General features: G+C 56.8%; 12 protein-coding genes and 1 other RNA gene. 6 read left to right on the top strand and 7 right to left on the bottom strand.

Annotated elements, in window-relative coordinates; translation table 11 throughout:
• Nucleotides 1-256: 256 nt before the first annotated feature.
• The 6 genes from BLU85_RS18540 to BLU85_RS18515 all read left to right on the top strand — a co-directional run bounded on the left by BLU85_RS18540 (nucleotide 257) and on the right by BLU85_RS18515 (nucleotide 10,290).
• Nucleotides 257-2,419 carry a type I restriction enzyme HsdR N-terminal domain-containing protein gene (locus BLU85_RS18540; protein WP_092202081.1) on the top strand — a complete coding sequence of 721 codons (2,163 nt, stop codon included), beginning with the start codon at nucleotides 257-259 and terminating at the stop codon, nucleotides 2,417-2,419.
• On the top strand, nucleotides 2,416-3,591 hold the full coding sequence (locus tag BLU85_RS18535; protein WP_092202083.1) for a hypothetical protein: 1,176 nt from the start codon (nucleotides 2,416-2,418) through the stop codon (nucleotides 3,589-3,591). Before BLU85_RS18540 ends, BLU85_RS18535 begins: the two co-directional genes overlap by 4 nt.
• 234 nt (nucleotides 3,592-3,825) lie before the next feature.
• Nucleotides 3,826-5,610 (top strand): GmrSD restriction endonuclease domain-containing protein, encoded by a 1,785-nt coding sequence (locus BLU85_RS18530; RefSeq protein ID WP_092202085.1) that lies wholly within the window; start codon nucleotides 3,826-3,828, stop codon nucleotides 5,608-5,610.
• On the top strand, nucleotides 5,607-7,790 hold the full coding sequence (locus BLU85_RS18525) for a DUF262 domain-containing protein (protein ID WP_092202087.1): 2,184 nt from the start codon (nucleotides 5,607-5,609) through the stop codon (nucleotides 7,788-7,790). Before BLU85_RS18530 ends, BLU85_RS18525 begins: the two co-directional genes overlap by 4 nt.
• A 378-nt stretch (nucleotides 7,791-8,168) precedes the next feature.
• A complete protein-coding gene (locus BLU85_RS18520) occupies nucleotides 8,169-9,338 on the top strand; it encodes a hypothetical protein (RefSeq protein WP_139207963.1) in 1,170 nt (389 codons plus the stop codon).
• Between the two features lie 193 nt (nucleotides 9,339-9,531).
• Complete coding sequence (locus BLU85_RS18515) at nucleotides 9,532-10,290, top strand: restriction endonuclease (protein ID WP_092202091.1); 759 nt, start codon at nucleotides 9,532-9,534, stop codon at nucleotides 10,288-10,290.
• A 501-nt stretch (nucleotides 10,291-10,791) separates the two neighbouring features.
• On the opposite strand, the gene BLU85_RS18505 is transcribed toward BLU85_RS18515, so the two are convergent.
• The 7 genes from BLU85_RS18505 to BLU85_RS18475 all read right to left on the bottom strand — a co-directional run bounded on the left by BLU85_RS18505 (nucleotide 10,792) and on the right by BLU85_RS18475 (nucleotide 18,905).
• A complete protein-coding gene (locus BLU85_RS18505) occupies nucleotides 10,792-12,048 on the bottom strand; it encodes an integrase domain-containing protein (RefSeq protein WP_092202095.1) in 1,257 nt (418 codons plus the stop codon).
• A gap of 187 nt (nucleotides 12,049-12,235) precedes the next feature.
• Nucleotides 12,236-12,632: a transfer-messenger RNA gene (gene ssrA, locus BLU85_RS18500) on the bottom strand.
• A 98-nt stretch (nucleotides 12,633-12,730) separates the two neighbouring features.
• Nucleotides 12,731-13,012 (bottom strand): hypothetical protein, encoded by a 282-nt coding sequence (locus BLU85_RS18495; protein WP_092202097.1) that lies wholly within the window; start codon nucleotides 13,010-13,012, stop codon nucleotides 12,731-12,733.
• 127 nt (nucleotides 13,013-13,139) lie between these two features.
• Nucleotides 13,140-15,950, bottom strand: coding sequence for an FAD-binding and (Fe-S)-binding domain-containing protein (locus BLU85_RS18490; protein ID WP_092202099.1), 2,811 nt, complete (start codon nucleotides 15,948-15,950; stop codon nucleotides 13,140-13,142).
• Nucleotides 15,947-16,618 (bottom strand): LutC/YkgG family protein, encoded by a 672-nt coding sequence (locus BLU85_RS18485; RefSeq protein WP_092202101.1) that lies wholly within the window; start codon nucleotides 16,616-16,618, stop codon nucleotides 15,947-15,949. The genes BLU85_RS18490 and BLU85_RS18485 overlap by 4 nt, the downstream gene beginning before the upstream one ends.
• A complete protein-coding gene (locus tag BLU85_RS18480; RefSeq protein ID WP_092202103.1) occupies nucleotides 16,615-18,084 on the bottom strand; it encodes a LutB/LldF family L-lactate oxidation iron-sulfur protein in 1,470 nt (489 codons plus the stop codon). Before BLU85_RS18480 ends, BLU85_RS18485 begins: the two co-directional genes overlap by 4 nt.
• A complete protein-coding gene (locus tag BLU85_RS18475) occupies nucleotides 18,081-18,905 on the bottom strand; it encodes a (Fe-S)-binding protein (protein WP_092202105.1) in 825 nt (274 codons plus the stop codon). Before BLU85_RS18475 ends, BLU85_RS18480 begins: the two co-directional genes overlap by 4 nt.
• Between the last annotated feature and the right edge of the window lie 36 nt (nucleotides 18,906-18,941).

The raw sequence follows: 18,941 nt of genomic DNA, 5'->3' as shown, positions 1-18,941 counted from the left end.
GTGCTCCTGCCAACATGCAATTAAATCTCTAGGCCATAGCTTGATGATGTCGCACGTGCTCCGTGAGCTTTCTAACGCGGCAGAGTGCACAAGACATCGGTTGCCGGCAATGCCGACACACCCTTAGCATCCTGACCCAGTTATTCCACTCGATGTGTACTGCTATATCGTTTGATCACATGATAAAGTCCGCCTCCAGGCCTCGGACGATCGTTGTAGATCACTCGCCAGGACGGACAACGGAAGGGCAAGGAAGATGAATGAAAACCAGGCAGTGCAGCGTATCCATGCCTACCTGACTCATGAGCTCGGATACCCCACCGAACTGATTCAACGAGAATACCAGACTAGTCGTAACGCGCGCCTGGACTTGGTCGTGATGCTGGACGGTCGCATTAGGATCGTCTGTGAAGCCAAGCGCCTCGACAATCTGCCTCGGGACTCCAGGCTACTTCCGTTCGACGCCCTGATCCGCCAGATCCAATTCGCGGCGATCGAAGTTGGGGCGCGTTTCTTCCTTGTGTCCGATGGCCAGCAGATGCTCTGGTTCGAGACTGACGAATCGGGCCGGCCCTTGCGGCTAGCGACGCCGAAGACCTATCGAGACATGGTCTATGGAGGCTCCGACAGTCAGTCCCGCGCCAGTCGGATAGCGGGAGTCAGACGCACTTTGCGCAACATACTGGAGCTCTCGCGCCAGCAACGGTGGTCGCCCGAAGCCCTAGCCCTAATCTTTTATGCGCACCTGCAGCGGCGACGCGGCCGCGAGATGTTCTGCGATTTGCTGGTCGGCGGTTCCCATTCGCAGGCGGCGCTTGCCGCGGCCCGGTCGGAATGGCCGGGTGCATCGGACACCGGTTTCGAAGAGACGCTTGCCTTCGTCGCCAGACAGGACCTAACTCCGCCGCGAGCCTACGAAGAAGCACTCGACCTGCTCAATACCTCGGCGCTGGACAAGCTCGCGCCCGCCGACGCGCTGCCGCTGCTCGACGAGATCCTGAGCCGCTATCCCAAGTCATCGGGAGCCACCCGATTGCCGCGCTGGACCGCGGATTTGCTTGTGCGCCTCGCAGACATCGAACCCGGCGACCGGGTGCTCGATCTTCATTGTGGCCTGGGCAACTTATCAGCAGCTGTGCGCCTAGCGGGAACCACACCGCCCTCGCACATGGTCCTGTTTGCTCGCCATGCGACTGATGCCATGTGGGCCTGCGTGCAGCAGTTGGTGTTCGGTGCCGACCTACCCTCGATCTCGATCGGCGATCCACTCAAGTCCACGCGACCTCCGCACCGGCGGGAGGATCTATCCGACCGCATTTTCGTAGCGCCGCCCTTTGGGCTGACCGTCCGTCATGAGAGATTCAGCGACCGGCAAGGCGGCGTGCTGTCGAGCTCGGAGGCTTATATTCACCATGCGCTAACGCGCCTGTCTCCCACGGGCCGGATCGTCGCGTTGCTACCGAACGGTCCACTGGGCAATCCTGACAGGTCTCAGCTGCAGGAACTCCTGCTGCGTAATGGGCTGCAGGCCGTGCTTGACGTAGGCACCTTCCAGCCCGATTCGGGCGTGGCAGCGAGCATCGTCGTGCTCGACAAGTCGGCGCCCACAAGGGACGTCCTTTTCTTTGCAAAAGCCCAGAATCGCCAGCAGCAGGACAGCTTCGACTGCACGTCATTACCCGGGCTGCCCCATGTCTTGGAGCGATTTAGGTCGTGGATGCAGAATTATGACGTCGGGGACGATGACCTCGGTCTGACCGCGACGGCGACGCCTGCGCAAGGCGTGCTGAGCGCCGGCCCGTATCTTGCGCGCCAAGCGCAACGTCAGCTTCCCCTCGCCTCCTTCAAGCATCATTCGCTGGAAAGCCTCGCTCTCGTGACCAAAGGCGGCGCCATCCGACGCTCGAAGGACGCTGGAGATGTCGTGTTCATTGGGCCTGGCGCGATACGTCCGTTGGAGATACAGCTGGACCCGATGGATCGAGCAGACGACGCCGAGGTGCAGCAATACCCCAAGGCGGTCGCCAACGAAGGCGACATCGTGATGAACGGTCTGAGCACCTATTTAGGTGCCGCTGCGCTCATCGAGAGTGGCCGGTTTCCCATCAACCGGCACATCTTCCGCATTCGCGTGTACAACGCGCTCGTGCTGCCAGAGTACCTCGCGATCGCGATCAACAGTCGCTATGTGCATGAGGCCTTAATTGCTCGCGCCGGCGGGAGCGTAATGACGATGCTGAGGTTAGAGGCCTTGAAACAGGTTTTGATCCCCGTGCCTCCTCAGAATATCCAGGCCGAGATTGTCCGTCGAGTCGCCTTTGCCAAGGAGGAACGCGACGTTGTCGAAAGGTCGCTCCAGCAGAAAGAGCAGGCGCTCTCGGTCCTTGTGCGTGATCTCGACCTTGGAGAGACGGTATGAAGTACCCCGTTCATGTCAGCGGCAGGGTGCTAGAGCGGACACTTGATACTGTGCTCGAACTCTTGGGCGGCTCGCAACACCTGCTGTTCGCTGCCATGGACCGGTTGACAGTGGGCACGCCTTCGCACGTCGTCGCGCCGACCGATCCCGCCGAATTCGGCAGGAAGAGAAACGAGATCGCGAGGATCTTCCAATCGCCGATGATGCTGCGAGGCCTAGCGATAGCGCTTCAACTGTTCGAGGAGGTCTACCGCGACGTCGACGAGCAAGGCGGCGTTCCGGGCTACCGGCCGCAAGATCTGCTGGATCGGCTGCGCATTGAGACAGAACAACCCGACGAAACAATCTCGCTTTCCACGGACATGCGTTGGATCGTGGAATGGCCTGTTCGCTTGCCGGCTGACGGACCGGAGACGCGCATGAGCTGCGAGTGGTTCGCTCGTCCCTGGGGCGCTGTCGTGCCGCCCTACGTCGTCAACTACCTCTCAAGCGCTGCGACGGCGCGACGGCAGAAGCGCAACGACGCTGCCGTGGCGCTGCTATCGATTGCGGCCGAGGCGACGCTGCGCGACGTCCTTTCGAGCCACGGCTATTCCTTCACGCACGGTGCGGTATCAAAGGACGTCTACGCCTACAGCCGCGCGCAGGTCACCGCGGACACCGCAACGGGCACCTACATCGTGAAGTTCCACGACCCGATGCCATTAGGCGTCACCGATTTCAGCGACTCGTTTGCCGATGCACCGGTAGAGATAAAGCTGAAACGCGTGCTGAAGAACATGAGCGGAACGCGCGTCGATCTCAACATCGTCGCGCCGAATCCACTCCACGAGCACTGGACAACCGCGACGGTGGAAACGGCCGGAGTTCCAACCGTTGGCGGCCTCGGCGTAGCGCTGGAGATCGCCCGGAACCAGCTAGCCTGCGTTACGGCGGAAGACCTCGCCCTGGATTTCGACGAAGTGCTGCAGGCGGTCCGGAACAACCTAGTGCACCTGTCGGGCGCGGCGCTCGATACACCGCTTCCGCGCTTCGACGTCCTCCAGAGCGGCTTCGCCTTGCGGGATTTCCTATTGAACGACCTACTGGTGCAGGATTTTGTCGCCGCCATCTCCAGGTTCGTCACGACCCAATACGTCAAGCTTCGTCACTCCGGGACGCTCTACACCTGAGCTGCTCAGAGAACACGCCGTCGACGATGCTAGGGGCGATTCAAGGTGCCCGGCAGATGGTAACATCTTGCCGATTTCCCCCAGCCTTGGGGAAATTCGCGGCCCAGGGTTAGCACGGTTTCAATCGGTCTGCTAGCGAACAAGCTTTAGCTATTTAAGGGAGAGCTGCCTGGAACGGACGGCCATCTCAAATCACACGGTTTGCGCTATGCGGGAACTACCCAACGAGGTCCTATGAGCACAGGTGATCTTCAGCTGCGCTCGGTCAGCCAGCTAATGACCGAGTCGTTCTTCATCCCCGCTTACCAGCGTGGCTATCGCTGGACCTCTCGGCAAGTTACTGAGTTGCTTGACGATGTGGCCGCTTTCACAGAAAGGAAAAGGCAGGTTCAGGGAGAGTTTTACTGCCTGCAGCCAATCGTCGTTACACAACGCAACGGCCACTGGGAACTCATTGATGGGCAGCAACGGCTTACCACGATCTTCCTGATCCTCTCCTATTTCAACAACCGCTTGGTAGCTGACGAGCGCAAGACTCTGTTCGCACTCAACTACGAGACTCGTCAGAACAGCGCGAGCTATCTGCGCACCCTCGACGAAGAGCTACATGAGGAGAACATCGATTTTTTCCATATCTGGCAGGCGTACCAAGCCGTTCGCGATTGGTTCAAGCCTAGGAGCAACCGGCTGAACTACATCGAGGCCGCCTTTCTGAATGAGGTCAGAGTCATCTGGTACGAGGTTGACCAGTCCGTCGAGCCGATTGACGTATTCACGCGCCTGAATGTTGGAAAAATCCCGCTCACGAACGCGGAGCTTGTGAAGGCCCTGTTCTTGCGAGGTGGCAATTTCGACGGTGAAGGAATACGCGCCAAGCAATTGCAGCAGTTGAGGATTGCCCAGGACTGGGATGAGATCGAGCGACGTCTGCAGGAAGAGGCTTTTTGGTACTTCTTGGCCAATCGACAACAAGAAGCGAATCGGATTGACCTAGTCCTTGGGTTACGGGCCGACGAACTACAGCAGGTTGCGAATCGCTGGGATACCAACAGCCTGTTCCTTGCATTCAACACGCATCTAACTGAAAAGCAGGACGCGGTTACAAGCGAGTGGGACGCAGTAAAACGAATGTTTCTGCAACTCGACGAGTGGTTCAGGGACCGGTTCTTGTATCACATTGTTGGCTTTCTCCTAAGCCAAGACGTCAAAGTGGGACAGATACGCGACCTCGCGCGAAGCTCTGGTTCCAAGACAGCCTTTCGAGCTGCGCTCAAGGCAGAAGTGTTCAAGCGGGTCTTTGGTAAATCTCGAAGCGTCGCGGGTGAAAGCGATTTGGCCCGGTTCGTTGAAGACCACGTCGCGCAGTTGGACTATGAGTCGCATCGTGAGTCCATCCGCCGTCTGCTCCTGCTGTTCAACATCGCTTCGTTACTGGAACTCGGCGATAGCGGGCCGTGGTTCCCTTTCGACCACTTTAAGAAAGATCAGTGGGACTTGGAACATATTCGCTCGGTAAAGTCTGACATGCCTCAGCGTATTGACGCCCAAAAAGCCTGGCTCGGACAGGCTGTCGAATACTTCTCCGAGCCCGAGTTGGCAGCGGTAGGCCGTGTCCCCCCCACATCCGAGCAGGAGCTGGTTGAGCGCTTGCGGACGCTGCGTGACAAGGAGCCCTTCGACGCTTCCGCATTTGAAGTTGCGTTCAACGACGTCATAGATCGCTACGATCCGGGTTCAGATATTGAAGTCGACAACAGCATTGGTAACTTGACACTGCTTGACGCTGGTACAAACCGAAGCTACGGGAACGCTATCTTCCCTCACAAGCGGCGCAAACTCATCGCGCTGGACAAGGCGGGGCGCTTCGTTCCGCCTTGTACAAAAAATGCCTTCCTGAAGTACTACAGCACCAAGATCGACGAAATGCTGGTCTGGAGTCGAGTAGATGCGAAGGAGCACCAGCACGCACTCAGTAGTACGCTGGTTCGCTTTTTCACATATAACGGAGCATGCGCATGAGCGAGGCACGGCAGCATTCATTCGCGACGCTCTTCTCAAGCGTAGATGGCGTTGAAATCCCTATCATCCAACGTGACTACGCCCAAGGCCGCAAGCAGTCCACCGACGTTTTGGATGGCTTTCTGACATCGTTGTGGGACGCATTGAACAGTGAGCACGAGTACGGGCTTGATCTCGACTTCATCTATGGAACATTCGAGGACGGCGCAGGCAGGGTGCTCTCGCTACTTGACGGCCAGCAGCGCCTAACAACTCTGTTCCTCCTGCACTGGTACACCGCAATGTGCGAGGGGCAACTGGAAGATTTCAGGGGGCGCTGGACAAAAGGCGGACGCTCTAGGTTCACCTATGCCACGCGGCCTAGTTCTGCTGAGTTCTTCGATGCGCTCGCAAACGCCGTCATTGCGCCCCCAGCGGACGGGAAGCATTGGAACGGCAAACTCTCGGCACACTTGGTCGACAGCAATTGGTTCTTCCTGTCGTGGCGCAGCGATCCTACTGTCGCGGCTTGTCTGACCACACTCAACTCCATTGCCCAGAAGTTTGGTGTCACTAGAGGCCTGTATGCGCGACTCGTGGATGAGCAGCAGCCCAAGATTACTTTCCACTTTCTCGACTTGGAGCGCTTCGGCCTGACCGACGATCTGTACATTAAAATGAATGCCCGGGGCAAACCGCTCACGCCCTTCGAGCATTTTAAGGCATGGCTTGTCAGGAGTGTGGCGTCAGAGCCTTGGGCCCGCAGATTCGATCTAGCAATGGACCAGAAGTGGATGGACCTTTTCTGGCGCCTTGCCTCCCAGAAAAAGGGCATAGCCATTGGGCAAGCGGTTGACGAGCTTTACCTTCGCTTCATGTACGTGATGGCATTCTTCGACTCCTGTAATCGAATCGAGCGTGCTTATGGCGCATCAAGATCGACAATAGAATGGATCACGAAGTTGCGCCATGCGCGCGGCTACATCCCGCTGCGGGAACTCGAGGCCCAAGGGGCATTCAATCCCTCGAGTGCGCAAGTCGTCTCGGTGGTATTGGACCACTTCTGCGACACTGCCTCGGCGTCAGATCTGAAAACGCTGGAGAAAGCACTGGCACCTAACAGCGATTACCTCGATCTAATAAGACTGTTCTGCGTGGTTGCTTGGGTGGATAGTCCCGCGGCGAAGTCAGGCTCGCCTGAACTGGAGATAGAGCGGTCTAGATGGGATCGCATCACCTCAAACCTTCTCGCTAACCATCGTGTCGACGATGTCTACATAGCCATCCTTGCTGTCAAAGGGGTGCAGGCCCTGGCTTCTCACGTCGGAAATCTGTACGAATCGCTATCCAAAGCGATCGAGCCTCCCGCCGGCTTCAGTGGCGAGCAGGCAAAGGAAGAAGTGCGCAAGGTGGGACTGATTGTTGAAGATCCGACACGGGAGGCCTCGTTTATTGAAGCGGAGGCACATCCATACTTGCAAGGAAAAATTGGGTTTCTGCTTGACTTCAGCACTCCATCCGACGGGCCACTTGACCTTGACGCATTTGCCCGCTACTCGGAGCGAGCTAGAGCCGTCCTCGATGAGGGCGTGCGCGCCTCCACAGATCACCTTCTTGAGCGTGCTTTGTTGTCCATGGACGACTACCTGATTGGGCGTGGATCGTCCAAGTTCTCCTTCTGCCAACCGGATGCTGGTACCTATCGTGACAGGTCGGAGAATTGGTTGAGGGTGATCGGCCGGCGCGAGTTCCAGAATCTGCTCGACCGCATCGAAGGCAATGCGAATGCTGCGCTGCAGCAAATCATCGAGACTGCAGTCTGCACGGATTGGCGGAGGTATGTCGTCGCGGAGCCGCAGCTTATTGACTATTGCGGGGAACGTCTCATACACCGTGAAGAATCAGGTGACATTTATTTGTTGTCACGCAAGCGCCTTTCCGGGTACCACGCGGAGCTAAGTAGTTACGCTCTGTTCCTTGCGCTGAAACGTTCGAAAGGTGCATTGCCGGGAATGACTTACTACTACTCTGAGACCTATGACGACACCCAACCCGCACTTGTGCTTCAAGGCTCTCAGGAGTTGAGAGTCAGCTACGGTGCTGGCGCCTGGCAGTGCAGTGGCCCAACCGGACTGGCACCGCTCCCTGAGCTCTTGCTGAAGTTCATGGGCGAGCATTGCTTCATCGCGGCGAGAGACTAGCTTGGAGGCTCACTGGGCGGTGAGCTGAGGGACTCTGACGGCCAAAAGGAGTCGGTCTCGAACGGCAGCTTTCGCCAATAGCGGACGCTCAGGAACGACCGTTTCCGACCCATACAGTGCGACCTCTACGCTACGCAGTTAGCGGCCTGGGTCGAAATTGGACCGGAATATTGGTTAAATTGCCCCCTCGCCTTATTGGCTGGCTGGCTGGCTGGCTGGCTGGCGGTTGCAGTAGGCCCTATGAGCAGATTCCCTGGAGGCATCCGAAAATAGAAGGCTCAATGACATCATCCTGATATATTGGTTTGGAGAATACCTGGCCCGTTTCGACTCTTCACCTCAAATCCATGCACAGCTTTTCAGCCAAAAGATTTTGAAATGGAATATTCAGTTATGAAACCATTAAGGCGCTCAATTCAAAGTAGCATTCACAGTGTAAAACCACCGGAGAGCGACCCTGAGTTTGAGGATATCTGTCTAGATCTTTTCAAATTCATACTGAAAGATCATAACGTACAGATACATAACAAAATAAGCCCTAGCTATGTAACTTACAAAGGCACGAAAGGAGACAGACAGTATGGGTTTGACATCAAATGCAAGGCAAGCCTAGCCGTAGCTCAATGCAAACTTGTTGAGGGCTTATATCCCAGCGACTTAGAGCAAGAACTTACTAAGCTCAAAAAATATCAAGGAGTTGTATCTCACTATTTTTTTCTTATTTCGAATGACAGAGTGAAATCCTCACTTCAAGTTTGGGTAGATGAAAAAAACAGTGAAACAGAAGAGAAGGCAAACGAAGATAAACGGTTCCCGGTCGAGCCGGCTGTCCGTCTTCCTTGGTTTCACATAATTGGCTGGACCGAGATCAGAAACTACCTTCTAGAAAGCACCCTGCTTTCACTTAAGTGGGGGGCTTTACAAAGCCTCACCAATAAATACCCTTACCTTCATGGTCTAGATATAAGCCGACTTAAAATCGCAGTCGAAAATATTTACCAAGCTAGCGAAAGCCTCTCCTGCTCCATAGCCGTTTCAGGTTGTGAAAGCTTAACTAGCCAGCTAAACCATAATGAAATCTCCCAACTTGGCCGTTCATCAAGAGTCAGCTCATTTACGCTTAATGGAGTTTCAGATTTTATCAAGCTTTACGAAGAAGCCCATAAAATCGCGCAAACCTATCACGGCACACTTAAGAAGCTAGAGTCCGAAGATCCTATAACTTATGAAGAAGGTTTGAGTCAGCTAAACACTCTTTCTTTATACTCTGCGAGAATATTCGCCCTTCAGTATTTGCGAAGAGCATATCTTGCCGCCCTCGATTTGAATGACATACTATTTCGAGATGAAGGCTACTATCACGAGGAAACTTATGGAGAGGAAGGCGAGGGTGGCTTTGACGAATTTTTGACCGGATATTTGCTTTTCAATTTTAGTAATCCTGATGAAAATGATAGTCCGTGGTATATCAACCCAACACCAGTTCAAGAATCAGCCTCTACACTTGTTAAGATGTTGCAAAATATTCATATATATCAGGCCGAGTGAGGTTTTCAAGCAGTCCGAGAGCCCTTCTATAAGAATGCGTTATTTTTGAAGCGGTGTACGCTAGTGCCTACATCTGCAATCGTCTGATTTTGGTCCATTGCCACCGCATTAGAATAGGGATTCGAAGCCCTTCGGTAGCTCATCCGGACCGCTCACTCTGGGCGAATATTTAAACAAAAGGAATGTTGGGATAATGTGGAAATTTTCTGGAAATATTCAATATGCCTGCGATTGCTGTAGTTACAGTGATTCGATATCAATTGAGGACTTTGATATTGAATGTGTCGGCGGATCAGAAAGAGGCATGGGTCAAGAAAATATTTATGAGGTTTTTTATGAGTTCGATTGCATAAAATGCAAAGATACGATCTTCCTGAGTTTTGAAGTTTCAGAATATCCTGAAGGTCTATTAAATTTCGTCATCAATAACTCAAAAGGTGTAGAAACACTTGGTGAGCCTTGCATCGAGCATCTTAGGGAAATATACAGCGCGGAGGATCTGCTACTATTTTACGAGTCAATACAAGAGCTAGTAATCACATTACAAATGAGTCCGGTTCTGGTGCGAGAAATCACAGCGAGAGAGTTCGAAGAGGTCGTAACTGAAATTTTCAGAGCAAAGGGATTTGAGGTCGATTTAACTCAGAGAACCGCCGATGGGGGTAAAGATATAATTGCAATACATACGGACTCACTTGGCATTCGCAACAAATACTTCATTGAGTGCAAGCGCTATGCAGAGGATAATAAAATTGGCGTAGCATTGGTAAGAGCGCTGCAAGGAGTGAAAAATACAAAAGATGGACCGAATAAAACAATTTTAGTTACAACTTCTACATTTACATCTGGAGCCAAAAAATTTGTCGAGCATGAAACGTCAAGCAAATGGGATGTGACTTTGGCGGATTATGACGTATTAGTTCGATGGCTGAATGATTACAAAGAGGTATAGAGACCGGTAGTAGATACTCAAAACGGGAGCCAAAATCCCAAGCCAGTAACCGTATGTTTTTGAGTTCGGTTAGAGAGCTTAAGTCGGATCGTTTTCACCTTCTGAACGTCTGCTTCTGGCCGGTTGAGCCCTTCAGTACTTGGCTGACGCACTCGCACTGAGTGGCACCCGCTGACACCCATCAACTGCAAACGGCTGGTCAGCGCGAATCCAAATAACTGGTCAGTGGCAATGCAATTAGGTGGTCAAGTGAGATGCAATTACGCAGAGCCCATGCGAGTGGGAATGCGGAGCCTTCCCGCTCCGTGGGCTTGGCCGAGAAGCCCAAGAGTGAGGCTTGCAACGGCGACAGTCGCCACTTTTGTCGCCATGCTGCAGGCCAGGTATTGCGCGGGTTGTCGCCGGTGTCGCCGGTGTCGCCGGTGTCGCCGGTGTGCGCCAAATCAACCATCACTCCATCTAAGGAGTCATTTTCGGTTACCGGCGGCGTCCGGCGAGCGCTCACCGTATCGGCACGACGTTGTGGTCCCTGGTTTGATTGATCGCAGATGCCGACAGGTTTCCAGTGGCCGCTTTCTGGATGTGCTCACTCCACCAAGCCATCATCGGACGCCGGCGCTCAATGTAGTCCGCTCGGTTGTAAGCGCTTCGGACTTCGTCCTTGTCGACATGCGCCAGCGCGACTTCGATCAGCTCCGGATCCCACCCATGCTCGTTCAGGATGGTGCTGGCCATGGAGCGCATACCATGGCTGACCAAGCGGTCCTGGAAGCCCATGCGTTTCAACGCCATGTTGGCGGTCTGGCTGTTGGCGTGGGTGCGCGGGTTTCTATCTGCCGGGAACACGTATTCCCTATGGCCGCTGAGGGACTTGAGCGTCTCCAGTAACGCGAGTACCTGTTCGGTCAGCGGGATGGTATGCGGACGCCGCTTTTTCATGCGCTCCGGCGGGATGGTCCAGATGCGTTTGTCGAAGTCGATATCTGCCCATCGGGTGGTAGCCGCTTCGGCAGGACGGGTCATGGTGTGCAGTTGCCATTCGATCAGGCAGCGGGTGATCCGCTTGATGCTGGCGTTCGCGATTTCGATCATGAGCTCGGAAAGCTCATCGGGTCGTAGAGCGGCCATGTTCTGTTTCTTGGGTTTCTTAAATACTGCGCGAATGCCACTGAGGGGGTTCGCAAAGATCAGTCCTGAATTGACCCCATAGGTCATGATTTCGTTGAGCCGTTGGCTCAATCGCTTCACTGTCTCGAGGCTGCCTTTGGCCTCGATTGGGCGAAGCAGTTCGATGACCATTGGTGCGCTGATTTTTGAAAGCGGAGTTGTTTTCAGGTCTGGAAATAAATGCAGCGTGAGCGACCGCCAAATATCCTCGGCGTAGGCCGGCGTGACCGAGTCTTTCTTAAGCTCGAACCAGGCGGTGGCCACGTTCTCGAAGGTGTGTTCCGTTTCTGCGCGCTTGGCCTCACTCAGCGTATCGCGCTGCACCTTCGGATCGATGCCTTGGGCGAGCAGCTCGCGTGCTTCGACCGCCATCTTTCGGGCGTTCGCCAGTGACAGTTCGGGGTAGGTGCCCAATCCCATGTTGATGCGGTTCTTGGTCACCGGTTCACGGTAATTGAAATTCCACAGCAGAGAGCCATTGCTGCGTACACGGAGCTGCAAACCGTCACCGTCGGTAAGGACATAATCCTTGGACGCGGGTTTGACTCCCTTGAGCTGCCGATCGGAGAGGCGGAGGGTTTGAGCAGGCATGAGATTTTCCTCAGGCTCTGATTTGGTATTCCAAAGATTAGCACCGGATGGCCTGGAATACCGTTTGGAATACCCGAATGGCTGGAACTCAAAAAATCTCAGAAGACCGCAAAAGCGCTGGAAGCCGCGTATTTACTGGATCGCAGGCACAAAAAAAGACGTCCGTGGACGTCTTTGTTTGATCATTTGGTGGAGCCGGGGGGATTTGAACCCCCGTCCGCCAGTACTCCGCTGTCGGTACTACATGCGTAGCCGTGTCTATTAAGTTAACCCTCAGCGACCCGACGGGCAGGGTGCTTTGGGCGAGTTGTGTAAGTTTTAGCCGCTTCGTCCACAACGTACTGCACGGCGATTCCGTTCTATATGACAATCACTTTGGGTTTACGGACATCCCCTAATGATTGCTGGACCCGAAGGTACCAGAAGCTCAGGATCTAAGGCTGCTTACGCAGCGATAGCGAATTCCTGGCCGTAGTTTTCGTCATTGGCAACTATAGAAGTTGCAACAGTGGATTTACGAGTTCTGTTACCAACTCGGCATGCACCTAAAGTTTCGCAACCGGCGTCGAATCCTAAACGGCCCCGAACCTGTCGCTCCATGAGTCTGTGGGAGCGGCAGGCATGTGCAGAGTGTACGCCAATCTGCCGGCAAGGCCAACCCGCAGGTTGGCCTGCTTATCGGTCACTTGTTGGTGCCGTCGGACGTCTTTCTGATTTCCAGGATGGTTTGCTGGGTTTCAGCAACGCAGTCGTCAATTTTGCCTGCTGCCTTGAGTGCCTTTGCCTTTGTCACGCTGGCCGTCACACGGGCATTGAGGTCGGCCGATGACTGGTACTGCGTTTGGGCATTTTCAATGGTTTTGATATTGGCTTCACACAGGTCGTCCGGCTTGTCGGCGGCGAACGAAGTGGAGGCCATCATCGAGGCAGTAACGAACAGACCTAACAGTGCAGAACGCTTCATAAGTATCTCCTTGAACTGAGGATCCAGACTTCGCTGGCCGTCAGGACGGACAACCGAATGGAGGAAAAGCCCCGACTTCGGGGCTTGTTCTGTGGACTGCGGTCGTTCGCCAGGGTTCTATTTTTCTTCAGGTCACCCTGGCCTGGGTCACTCGATCCACCAGGTAGACCAGCCCGTGGTAGTCGATTGCACCGTGTTGCGTAAGACCAATCTCACAGGTGCGGCTGGTGGAAATCCCTTCGCTGCAATGCTGCACCGCGTCCTTCAACGAGCGCAGCGAGTGGGCGTTCAGCTCGGGTGTGGTGAAGCCCTTGTCGCCGGCGAAACCGCAGCAATGGATGCCTTCGGGGATGACCACATTTTTGCTGCATTTGCGCGCCAGGTCGATCAGCGCCTGGCTTTCGCCGAGGTGCTGCGTGCTGCAGGTGACGTGTACGGCGATGGGCGCCTCCTGGGGGATGAAGTCGAGACGCTCCATCAAATGGGTACGGATGAAGCGCACCGGGTCATACAGGTCCAGGCGCACGTCACCAAGATCCTGGACCAACCGCAGCGTGCAGGGGCTGGTGTCGCAGTAGATGGGGTCGAGCCCGCCGCGACTGGCATGCAGCAGTGCGCCGATCAGTTCCTGGCGTTTGTGCTCGGCTTGTTCGGCGTAGCCTTTGGACGCGAAAGGCTGGCCGCAGCAAAGGCTGTCCACGTTGTCGGGAAAGACGACTTGGTAGCCGGCTTTTTCCAGCAGCCGTTGGGTCTTTTCATACAGCGACATCTGCTCTTTATCGTCGGCCGCCGGGCCCATGACCCGCGATACGCAAGCCGCCAGGTACACCACGCGCGGGCGTTCGTCCGACACGGTAGGGCTGAAACGGATGGCCTTTTCCGGCTGGGGCATGGCGTTGGTCCACTGTGGGACCTGGCCTTTGGACAGTCGCGTCAACGAAGCCGACAGTTTCGCCAGGCGGGGGGCGCCTAGCAGCATGCGCGCACCGTTGGCGACGTGCAGGGCGAAGCGTGCGCCTTGCAGCGTAGTGGCGAAATTTCCTTCAATCCAGTTAGCGGTTTTCGTCTTCGTCGCGTCACGGCTGCGCAGTTTTTTCACCAGCTCGCCGGTATTGATGCCTACCGGGCAACGTTGCGCACACAGGCCGGTGGCGGCGCAGGTGTCGATGCCCTGGTATTGGTAGGCACGCTCCAGTTCGGTGGTGTCCGTGCCGGCGCGTTTTTTCGCTTGGATATCCCGCCAGATGACGATGCGTTGGCGCGGGCTCAAGGTCAGGTCTTTGGACGGGCACACCGGCTCGCAGAAGCCGCATTCGATGCACTTGTCCACGATTTCATCGGCGGCTGGCAGCGGTTTGAGGTGCTTGAGGTGGATCTGCGGATCTTCGCTGAGCACCACGTCCGGGTTGAGGATGCCATTGGGGTCGAGCAGTCGCTTGAGCTGCCACATCAACTGGTAGGCATCGCTGCCCCATTCCAGCTCGACGAACGGCGCCATGTTGCGCCCGGTGCCGTGCTCGGCTTTCAGCGAGCCGCCGAACTCCACTGCCACCAAGTGCGCCACGTCATCCATGAACGCCTGGTAGCGTTCGACTTCTTCGGCGCTGTTGAAGCCCTGGGTGAAGACGAAGTGCAGATTGCCTTCCAACGCGTGTCCGAAAAGGATCGCTTCGTCGTAGTGATGTTTGTCGAACAACTCGATCAGGCGGTTCACGCCGAGGGCCAGTTGTTCCACCGGAAAGGTCACGTCTTCGATGATCACCGTGGTCCCGGTTTTGCGTACCGCCCCCACGGCTGGAAAGGTGTCTTTGCGGATCGCCCAGAGGCGGGCGTTTTCCCGTGGGTCTTCGGTAAAGTCGACCTGTTTTTCCACCGGGAAGCCGGCCAGGGAGGTCATGATCCGGGCCAACTGCTCTTGTAGTAACGACGATGAAGCCGCGCGGGATTCGATCAGCAAGGCGCAGGCATTAATCGACAGATGTTGTACGAAATCCGGCATGCCCGGTTTGTCCTGCACCGAGCGCAGGCTGCGGCGGTCCAGCAGTTCCACGGCCGATACCGGTTGGCTTTTCAGCACGGTGACGGCGTTGCAGCAGGTTTCCACATCTGGGAATACGATCAGCGCCGAAGCCTTGTTCGGATGGTCGATGACGGTGTTGTAGGTCACTGCACTGATGAAGCCGAGGGTGCCTTCGGAGCCCACCAACAGGTGGCTCAAGATATCCACAGGCTCGTCGAAATCCACCAGGGCATTGAGTGATAGGCCGGTGGTATTTTTCAGACGGTATTTGTGGCGAATTCGGGCGGCCAATTCGGTGTTGGCGCGGGTTTCGCGACCGAGGGTGGCGAGGCGTTCCAGCAGTTCGCCATGGCTTGTACGAAAAGCCGCCACGCTGTTGTCGTCTTCTGTGTCCAGGCGTGTGCCATCGGCCAGTACCAGGCGGATGCCGGCCAGGGTGTGATAGGTGTTCTGCGCGGTGCCGCAGCACATGCCGCTGGCGTTGTTGGCGACGATGCCGCCGATCTTGCAGGCGTTGATCGACGCCGGGTCAGGGCCGATCTTGCGCCCGAACGGGGCCAGCCAGGCGTTGGCCTGGGCGCCGATCACGCCGGGCTGCAAACGAATCTGCGTGCCTTGCTCGCGAATCTCGCGACCGTTCCAGTTATCCCCCAGCACAATCAGTACCGAGTCGCTGATGGCTTGGCCGGACAGGCTGGTGCCGGCGGCGCGGAACGTGACCGGGACCTGGTCCCGTTGGGCGAGTTTCAGCAGGGCAATCACTTCATCTTCGGACTCGACGCGTACCACCAGTTTCGGAATCAGCCGATAGAAACTGGCGTCGGTGCCGAAGGCCAAGGTCGACAAGGGATCGTCGAAACGTCGCGTCTGTGGGATCAGCTGTTGGACGTCGCGCAGGAAAGGGGCCGGAAGGGTCATTGGTCCTCCAGAATCAAGACCACCAGATCCTTCGGACCATGGGCGCCGTAAGCCAGGACTTGCTCGATGTCGGCGGTTTTCGACGGGCCGGACACCAGCAGGGCATTGGTGGGCATGCCTTGGGCCCATTCGAATTCCTGTTGAACTTCATAAAAGTTGTCGCGGATTTCGCTGGCCTTGAGCAGGGCGAAATGCACCGGTGGCACCAGGCTCATCAGTCGTGGCTCTTCCCGCGTCGGCCAGAGAATCAGGCTGCCGGTGGCGGCGATGGCGCCGAGGGTTCCGGTGAGGCTGGCCGGGGTGTCGTTGAACAACTCGGCTTTCCATTCCTCTATGGGGCGGTCGTAAGCCTTGAGGGTTGGCAGGCCCGGATTGTTCGCCCAGAACTGTGCGATTTTTTTCCCGTGTGGGGTGGTCGGGGCGATGAGCAGGCTCGGCAATTGACGGTCGCGCAGCAATTGCGCCAGCAGGGCCGGCCAGCCGTTCTCGGACGTCAGATGGATTTCCGTGTGGACCGCCTCCATCAGCTTGCGCAATTGCGGGATACGTTCCTCGGGCGCATAGCGATAGGTTTGCGTCACCAGTTCGACATCGAAGTTGTCGGCAACCGGCGTGGCGCCCGTCAGGCTTTTACGCAGCTTGGCGAGGATATTGTTCTTGGCGCTCATCGGCGGTCTCCCTGCTGGTTCAGGTGTTCGCGAGCCAGGTCATGCAATGAGCGGGCGGCGGGTTGGGGGGCGCTGTGGTTCTGGGTCCATGGGCCGACGTTTTTGGGTGTCAGGGCGCGCAGGCGCGTGGCGAGGAACCCGAACAGCCGGTACAGCCGCGGCGAGCTGTTGAGCCAGGCCCAGGCATTCCAGATGAAACGCTCCTTGGCCGAGTATTTACTGCCCTGGCCGCGCATCACCTGGTTAGGGCTGTCCGGCGCCTTGACGTTTTCTTCCCGCAGCCGCCGCAGTAGCGCGGGGATCGGGATTTTCACCGGGCACACTTCACCGCAGGCGCCGCACAGCGAAGACGCGCTCGGGTGGTCCGGCACCTTGGCCAGGCCGACCATGTGCGGTGTGATGATTTTTCCGATAGGCCCCGGGTACACCTCGCCGTAGGCATGGCCGCCGATTCGGGTATAGACCGGGCAATGATTCATACAGGCGCCGCAGCGAATGCAGTTCAGCGTCTGGCGCAGTTCGCTGTCGGCAAACGCCTGGCTGCGACCGTTATCGAGCAGGACCAGGTGGACTTCCTGGGGACCGTCCAGCTCATCGGCCTTGCGTGGCCCGGAGATCATGTTGACGTAGGTCGTGATGGGCTGGCCGAGGGCCGAGCGGGTCAGCAGCGAGAGCAGTGGCACGACATCGCGCAGGTTCTCCACCACCTTTTCAATGCCGGTCACGGCGATGTGCACCGGCGGCACGGTGGTGGACATCCGTCCGTTGCCTTCGTTTTCCACCAGCAGCAGCGTGCCGGTTTCGGCGACGGCGAAGTTGACGCCGGAGACGCCGATGTCGGCTTCGAAGAATTTCTGCCGCAATACCTTGCGGCCGATCTGAATGAGTTGGTCGACGTCCTTGGTGTACTCCACGCCGAGTTTGTCGTGGAACAAGGACGCGACCTGACCGGCATTCTTGTGGATCGCCGGCATAATGATGTGTGAAGGCTTCTCGTGGTCGAGCTGGACGATGTATTCCCCCATGTCGGATTCGAGGCATTCAATGTCCCGAGCCTCGAGGAAATGGTTCATCTCCATCTCTTCGCTGACCATCGATTTGCCCTTGATCACTTGCCGCGCCTCGTGAGCGCGGATGATCGAGAGGACGATGCCATTGGCTTCGTCCACCGTCTCCGCCCAGTGCACGTTCACACCGTTGCGGGTCAGGTTGGTTTCAAGTCGCTCGAGCAGGTCGGGCAGCTTGGATAACGCACGGGCGCGGACGGCATTGCCCAGCACCCGCAGGTGTTCTCGTTCGTGGGCATCGCTGAAGGACGCTGCCCGCTTGGTCATCAGTGAATCCATCGCGCTGCGAAAGTTGTTTCGCAGTTGCGTGTCGTCCAGGGCCTTGTGGGCCCGGGCGCGAAAATCTTGCTGCGCCTCAATCGGTACTTCAACGGTCGGGATCAGCGTCGGCGTGCTCATGCGGCACCTCCGGTTCGCTGCCAGAGGAAGCTCGCCAGGTGCTTGCCGCGCAACGCCTCCTGCTGCTTTTCCAGCGCGCCGTTGATGTTCATCAAGCAGCCGCAGTCGGCGCTGACGACCTGATGTGCGCCGGATTCCTTCAGCGCCTGGGTCTTGTCGGCCACCATCGCGCCGGAAATATCCGGCATGCGGACGCTGAACGTCCCACCAAACCCACAGCACTCGCTTTCGTGGCTGTGTTCGACTCGCTCCACGTTACGCAACTGCGCCAACAACGCGCGGCCGTGCAAGTGGGTATTCATCTCACGCCGTGCCGAGCAAGACGTATGCAGCGCGACCTTCACCGGCTCGCCGCTGTCGTTCAACCGCACCTTGCAGACCAGCAGCAGGAACTCGGCCAATTCATAGGTCCGGGCCGCCAGGGCCTGCACCTGCTTGAGGGTTTCCGGCTCGTCCTTGAACAGGTCGGCGTAATGCTCGCGCAGCATGCCGGCGCAGGACCCCGAGGGCACCACCACCGGATAGTCTTCGGCAAACAGGGCCAGTTGCGCCCGTGCCACCGTCCGCGCCTGTTCGGTGTATCCCGAGGTGTAGGCCGGTTGTCCGCAGCAACTTTGCCCTTGCGGGTAGTCCACCCGGATCCCTTCGCGTTCCAGCAGATGAATCGCATCCATCCCGGCTTCGGGATAGAACAGGTCCACCACGCACGTGCCGAACAGGTAGACCCGACGCGGCTTCTCGCTGGGGTACTGCCGAGGCTCGGGCAAGGGCGGGGCGACACGGGTCGCGTTCGGTACGGCGTTGTAAAAAAGCTCGCTCATCAGGCGTGTCTCCGGGTGGTCCCGGTTATCCGTCCG

Source organism: Pseudomonas sp. NFACC14 (genome assembly GCF_900106885.1).
GTDB classification, from domain to species: domain Bacteria; phylum Pseudomonadota; class Gammaproteobacteria; order Pseudomonadales; family Pseudomonadaceae; genus Aquipseudomonas; species Aquipseudomonas fluorescens_AA.
The sequence above is the reverse complement of the archived record's forward strand: the minus strand, read 5'-3'. Positions and strand labels throughout refer to the sequence as shown.